The sequence below is a fragment of the Niveispirillum sp. genome (assembly GCF_017996735.1).
Lineage (GTDB): Bacteria > Pseudomonadota > Alphaproteobacteria > Azospirillales > Azospirillaceae > Niveispirillum.
In genome coordinates this window covers 1-6,296 of sequence record NZ_JAGOGJ010000220.1, presented here as the reverse complement: position 1 = coordinate 6,296, position 6,296 = coordinate 1, and the positions used below count along the sequence as shown (strand labels likewise).

The window sequence follows — 6,296 nt, the reverse complement described above, 5'->3', positions numbered from 1 at the left end:
CCGTCACGATCCCATGTTCCTGATTGGCATCCGCCAGGATGATATCGCCATAGGGCCTGCCGCTGCTGTCACAGACCAGACCATAGCCCTGGCTGACCGGCTGTTTGGAGGTTCCGCGATCCTGCGACATCGCCATCCAGCCGGCATCGACCAGTATCCAGCCTTTCTCCCGCTGATGTCCGATCACCGTGGCCAGGACCGACAGGGCGATATCATCGACCTTGCAAACGCCGATACCCGCCATCACCAGATCAAAAAACACGAACACGCCGGCCCGTACTTCGGTGACACCGGTAAGGTCGGTCGCGAAATGGGCCGTGGGGGTGGAGCCCAAGCTGACCACGGGACAGGAATGGCCGGCACTCCGCAGCGTCTCTGCCGCCTGGACAACGGCGCGGCGTTCCTGCGCCGCCGCCTCGATCAGCGCCTGTTCGGTCCGCGCGCCATAGCTGGCACCGGCATGGGTCAGCACGCCGCGAAGCTCGGCACCATCCGCGAGGGCTCGGCCGATCGCCAGCAGAGACGCGGCATCGCCCGGAAGAACCCCCGATCGATGGCCGTCACAATCGATCTCGATCAGGGCCGGGATCGCCTGGCCTGCCGCCCGCGATGCGGCGGCAACGGCTTCCGCCTGTTCCACCGTATCCAGAACAACGGCAATATCGACACCCTTCCGGCGAAGTTGCAGCACCTTGCCAAGCTTGCCGGGAACAATGCCCACGGCATAGATCATGTCGCGAACGCCGGCCGCCGCAAAATACTCGGCCTCCTTCAATGTCGATACCGTGGCCGGACCCGCTGCCGAGCCCATCACCCGACGGGCCACATCGACCGACTTCGCGGTTTTGAGATGCGGGCGCAGTGAAACCCCCAGAGCATCCAGCCGCTGCCGCAACCGCGCGATGTTGCGATCCATACGGTCGGCATCCAGAAGCAAGCAAGGGGTTTCAAGATCAGCCAGACGCAGCTTTTCTACCTCTGGTTCTGGTTTGGTCTGGAATTCCGCATATGTCACAGAGGGATCCTCGCAGATTGGGTGATCTGTTTTTGCCCTCGCGGTGAGAGCGCGACAATTAACGATTTCTGCATCAACAGATAAGTTAGAACTTAATGCTTCAGGCATCCCACCAGACATGTTCGGCGAAGGTGTAGCCCATGAACCCGCCCAGCGGGACGGGATACAGGCCCTTCAGGCGCTGGTCATAGCCGTCCAGGACACTCATGAAGACGGGGATGGCGTTGCCGCAATGCTCCCGCACAAGACCCTGCATCTCGCCATAGAGCTGTTTGCGCCGCGACGGGTCCGGTTCGGCGCGGGCTTCCAGCAGCAATCCGTCGAACCGGGGATTTCGCCAGCCGGTCTCATTCCACACGGCATCGGACTTATAGAAAAGGCTGAAGATCATGTCCGCCGTCGGGCGCGGATTGGTGTTGCCGAAGCTCAACGGGTGCTTCATCCAATGTGTCGACCAGTATCCATCGGATGTCATGCGGTTGACCGCCAGGTTAAGGCCGACACGTGCCGCATATTCCTGAAGAACGGACGCCATCTCGACCGACCCTTCCGCAACCGGCGCAGCATAGATCGGCAGGCGCATTCCGAAGAGGCCGCCACGCTGCACGTGCCATTTGGCCCGGTCCAGATCGAGGCTGGTCTGCGGCAGATCCTCTCGATAGTAGGGGTGGAACGGCGGGATCGGATGGTCGTTCGCGATGGTCCCGTAGTTCCGGAACAGCGCCCGGTTGATCAACGGCCGATCCAGAAGATACTTGATCGCCGCCGTGAAATCGGGGCTGGAGGTCGGGTGGTAATCCTGCCGCATGATAAGGTTGGTGTAGAGGCCGGATCGTGTTTCCAGCAGATCATATCCCGGCTCCTCCCGGATGCGCCGGGCCGAACGCGGATTGACGGCATTGATGATCTGTACATCACCCGACAGCAGGGCATTGACCCGGCTCATCTCATCGGGGATGCCGATCAGTTCGATCTCCTCCAGATACGGCTTGCCGGATTTCCAGAAATTGGGGTTCCGTCGGACGATGGTGCGGATACCCGGTTGAAACTCGACCAGACGGAACGGCCCCGTGCCATTGGCCGTGGCAAAACTGGTCTGTCCCTGGGGAACAATTAGAAAATGGGATTGGGCGAGGATTGCCGGCAAATCCGCGTTGGGTCCCGTCAGCTCGATGCGCAGTCCCAGCGGGCCTGTCGCCCGGACTTCCTTGAACTGTTTGGCGATCTCCAGCATTTTCGAACCGATGCCGGGGTCCTTGTGCCGCAGCAGGGCAAAAACCACATCCGATGCGTCAAGGTTCTTGCCGTCATGGAACTGAACGCCCTGGCGCAGTTTCACCTGCCATACTGTCTGATCGTCACTGACGATCATCTCTGCCAGCGCCGGGCGCGGGTTCAGATCGCGGTCCAGTTCGGTCAGGCCGCTATACAGCATATAATGACGGACATAATCCGTACTCATCGATCCTTTCGCCGGATCCAGCGTATCGGCGGTCGACGATGATGTGCTGGCCACCCGGATCCGACCACCGATCCGGGGTTCCGACGAACCGCCGGCTGGACGGGGTGCCACCGGCGGGGGCTTTTGCAGCAACTGGACCCCGGCCACTGCCAGCCCGGCACCAGCGGAACCCAGCAGAACCCGACGGGTGAGCTTGCCCCCGCTCATTGCGGGAAATATCCGAGGATTGCCTTGGTCTCCAGATATTCCTCCATGCCGAACTCCCCATATTCGCGGCCATTTCCGGACTGCTTGTAGCCACCAAAGGCGGCATGGGCATCCCAGGCCGGGTGGTTGATATGGACCTGCCCGGCCCTGATCCGCGACGCGACATGGCGGGCCCGGTCACGGTCGGCCGACTGGATATGGCAGCCCAGGCCATAGACGGTATCGTTGGCGATGCGGATCGCGTCTGCTTCATCGGCGTAGGGGATCAGGCACAGGACGGGGCCAAATATCTCCTCCTGGGCGATGCGCATGCGGGACCGGACCTGGGAGAAGATTGTCGGCCGGACGAAGAAGCCCTGTTCCAGCCCCACCGGCCGTCCCGGTCCACCACAGACAAGCGAAGCTCCTTCCGCCATGCCGATGGCGATCATGGCCTGGACCTTGTCGAACTGGGCTTGGGTGGAAACGGGGCCGAGGGCCGTGCCTTCGTGCAACGGGTCGCCAACCACCATCCTGGCAGCCGCCGCCGCGGCCAGTTCCTCGACCTGCGCCAACCGGCCGGCCGGCACCAGCATGCGGGTGGGGGCGGAACATGATTGCCCGACATTGCGGAATGCTGCTGCGACGCCCAGGGGGACAACCCGATCAAAATCGGCATCGTCGAGCAGGATGTTAGGGGATTTACCCCCCAGTTCCTGCGTGACCCGCTTCACCGTGGGTGCTGCCGCCTGGGCGACCAGAACCCCCGCACGGGTTGATCCCGTGATCGAGATCATGTCCACATCCGGGTGCGCGGCCAGCGCGGTGCCCACTTGCGGTCCGGTACCGTGAACAAGGTTGAAAACACCCGCCGGTGTCCCGGCATCATGCATGATCTGCGCGAACAGTTGCGCGCTGAACGGCGACACCTCGCTTGGCTTCAGCACGATCGTGCATCCTGCGGCAATCGCCGGAGCGACCTTGGCAGTGATCTGGTAAAGCGGCCAGTTCCAGGGCGTGATCAACCCGCAGACCCCGATCGCCTCCTTGATCGTGGCTGTCGTTCCCCGCTTACGGATGAAAGGGTAGGTTTCCAGTACCTCGATGGCGGCGCGGATATGCGCGATGCCGAAAGGAACCTGCGATGCCCGTGAGAACGTGATCGCGGCACCCATCTCGCGGGTGATGGCCTGGGCCAGTTCCTCGGACCGCTCTTCCAGGAGCGTGAGGATTCTGCCCAGAAGAGCGGCGCGATCGGCCACCGGGCTGGTGGAGAAGCTCGAAAAGGCGGCCCGCGCTGCTGCTATGGCCTGTTCGACATCGTCGGCGCCGCCGGACACAACCCGGCCAACCGGCTTCTGCGTCGCCGGGTTGATGACGGATATGCTGTCCCCTGACGTCAACGGAACGACCCAGCGCCCGCCGATATAATGGTGATCGCAGACCGTGAAATCCATATCCGACCCTTCCGCGCCAACCGATAATGACCAGGACCAGCGATCCAGAGGCGTTGCGCAAAGGGAAGGATTATGCAAAAACACCAAGGGTACAATTAACAATCAATTTATGTTTAGTTAAGGTTGACCTTATGATCTCCACCGATGATCTGGTCTTCTTCGCCACCATCGCGGCCTCCCATTCGCTGGCGGAAGCCGCGCGGCGGCTGAACGTCACTGCACCTGCGGTGACCCAGCGGCTGCGGGCCTTGGAGACGCGGGTTGGGGTTAATCTGGTGGATCGCACCTCCCGCGGCCTTACCCTCACGGATGAGGGCGAACTGCTGGTGTCGGAGGGGGCCGCGATCATCGAAGCGGTGGATGATCTGTCGGAACGCCTGGCCCGGCGAACAACGCAGGTCCGCGGCCATCTCCGGATTGCGGCGCCCCACGGCTTTGGGCGGCGTTACATCGCACCCATCGTGCGGGACTTCGCCCAGCGCCATGCCTCGGCAACCGTGACGCTGGAATTGTCCGACAGCCCGATCCGGCAGATGGCGGAAAGCTGGGACATCGTGGTTCATATCGGCGCCTTGCCGGAAAGCGACCGGCTGATGACCACCCTGGCCCCCAATCGTCGCATTCTGTGCGCGGCTCCCGGTTATCTGGAAAGCAACCCGACAATCGAGAGACCGGACGATCTGGTCCTCCACCGCTGTCTGGCCTTGCGTGAGAATAACGAGGACGTAACCTTATGGCGGTTTACGCATGCCAGCCACGGTATGACCACGGTGCGGATAAAGCCCGTCATGTCAACCAACGACGGCGAAGTCATCCGTGACTGGGCGCTTTCCGGCGTCGGCATCATCGTGAGAAGCGAATGGGACGTAGCCACCGACATCGCGGCGGGGCGGCTACGTCAGATCCTGCCGCAATGGTCACCGCCACCCGCCGACGTCGTTGCATTGGTCCACGAACGGAGAGGCCGAAGCAGCCGCGCGAATGCGTTCCTGCAATCCCTTCGGACGGCTTTATCTGGTCCCCCGTGGTCAGTTCCATAAGTGTGACGCGCTCCCCTGATTGTCTCCGGTCAGATGGATCGGCAGGCTCAAGACAGGGTGCGCAGGGCTTGGAAAAGCTTTTCCACGGCTGTTTCCACCTCCGCCTCCCCGATGATGAGGGGTGGCAGCAGGCGGACCGTATTGTCGCCAGCACCGACCAGCAAGAGGCGCTGGCCAAAGGCCGCGCGCACCAGATCTGGCGGCGGGAAGCTGAGGCGCAGGCCGCGCATCAGACCCTGCCCCCGCACCTCCTGGATCAGGCCGGGAAAGGCCGCCTGAAGATTGCGAAGCCGCCGCTCCAGCAGTTCCCCCATCTCGCGCACGCGGGCCAGGAAACCCGGTGCCAGTATCTGATCCAGCACCGCGCCCGCGACGGCCATGGCCAGCGGGTTTCCACCGAACGTGGTCCCATGCACGCCGGGCGTGAAGGCTGTGGCAGCCGGACCGGCCGCCAGACAGGCGGCAACGGGGAAGCCGGCCCCCAGGCCCTTGGCAGAGGCCACAATGTCCGGACGCATATCTGTACCGGCGAACAGGCGCTCATGCGCGAACAGTGTACCCGTGCGGCCAATGCCCGTCTGCACCTCGTCCAGCAGCAGCAACAGCCCTTCCCGTTCGCACAACCGGCGTAACCCCTGCATGAAGGCGGGTTCCGCGACACGGACCCCGCCTTCGCCCATGATCGGTTCCAGCAGGATGGCGGCTGTCTGCGGCCCGATCAGCGCCTCCACCGACGACAGGTCGTTGAAGCGCGCCCGGTCGAACCCGTCGACCAGCGGCTCGAACCCGCTTGTATATTTCGGCTGGCCGCCGGCCGTGACGGTGGCCAGGGTGCGGCCATGGAAGGCGCCTTCGAACACGATGGTGCGCCAGCGTTCCGGCCGGCCCCGCTGCTTCTGGGTGTAGCGGGCCAGCTTCAAGGACGCCTCCAGCGCTTCGGCGCCGGAGTTGCAGAAAAACACTCTCTGCGCAAAGGAATGGTCCACCAGCCGGCGGGCAGCCTGTTCCTGCAAGGGGATGCGGACATTGTTGGAACAGTGCCAGAGCCGGCCCGCCTGTTCCATCAGCGCCCCGACAACGGCCGGATGGCCGTGGCCCAGGCTGGTAACCCCGATCCCGGAGGAGAAGTCCAGATA

At 63.1% G+C, this 6,296-nt stretch carries 5 protein-coding genes; 1 reads left to right on the top strand and 4 read right to left on the bottom strand.

Going from position 1 to position 6,296, the window contains the following annotated elements; genetic code table 11:
- From KBA48_RS31790 to KBA48_RS31780, 3 genes are all read right to left on the bottom strand, one after another.
- Positions 1–916: alanine racemase (locus tag KBA48_RS31790; RefSeq protein WP_292912687.1), on the bottom strand; the 916-nt coding region annotated here is incomplete at its 3' end.
- Positions 917–1,115: 199 nt separating this feature from the next.
- Positions 1,116–2,684 (bottom strand): ABC transporter substrate-binding protein, encoded by a 1,569-nt coding sequence (locus KBA48_RS31785; protein ID WP_292912686.1) that lies wholly within the window; start codon positions 2,682–2,684, stop codon positions 1,116–1,118.
- A complete protein-coding gene (locus KBA48_RS31780; protein ID WP_292912685.1) occupies positions 2,681–4,120 on the bottom strand; it encodes an aldehyde dehydrogenase family protein in 1,440 nt (479 codons plus the stop codon). Before KBA48_RS31780 ends, KBA48_RS31785 begins: the two co-directional genes overlap by 4 nt.
- A 26-nt stretch (positions 4,121–4,146) precedes the next feature.
- Here KBA48_RS31780 and KBA48_RS31775 point away from each other — a divergent pair, with 26 nt between their 5' ends.
- Complete coding sequence (locus tag KBA48_RS31775; RefSeq protein ID WP_292912684.1) at positions 4,147–5,160, top strand: LysR family transcriptional regulator; 1,014 nt, start codon at positions 4,147–4,149, stop codon at positions 5,158–5,160.
- Positions 5,161–5,207: 47 nt separating this feature from the next.
- Here the strand turns inward: KBA48_RS31775 and KBA48_RS31770 are convergent.
- A partial coding sequence (locus tag KBA48_RS31770; protein WP_292912683.1) for an aspartate aminotransferase family protein occupies positions 5,208–6,296 on the bottom strand: 1,089 nt, incomplete at its 5' end.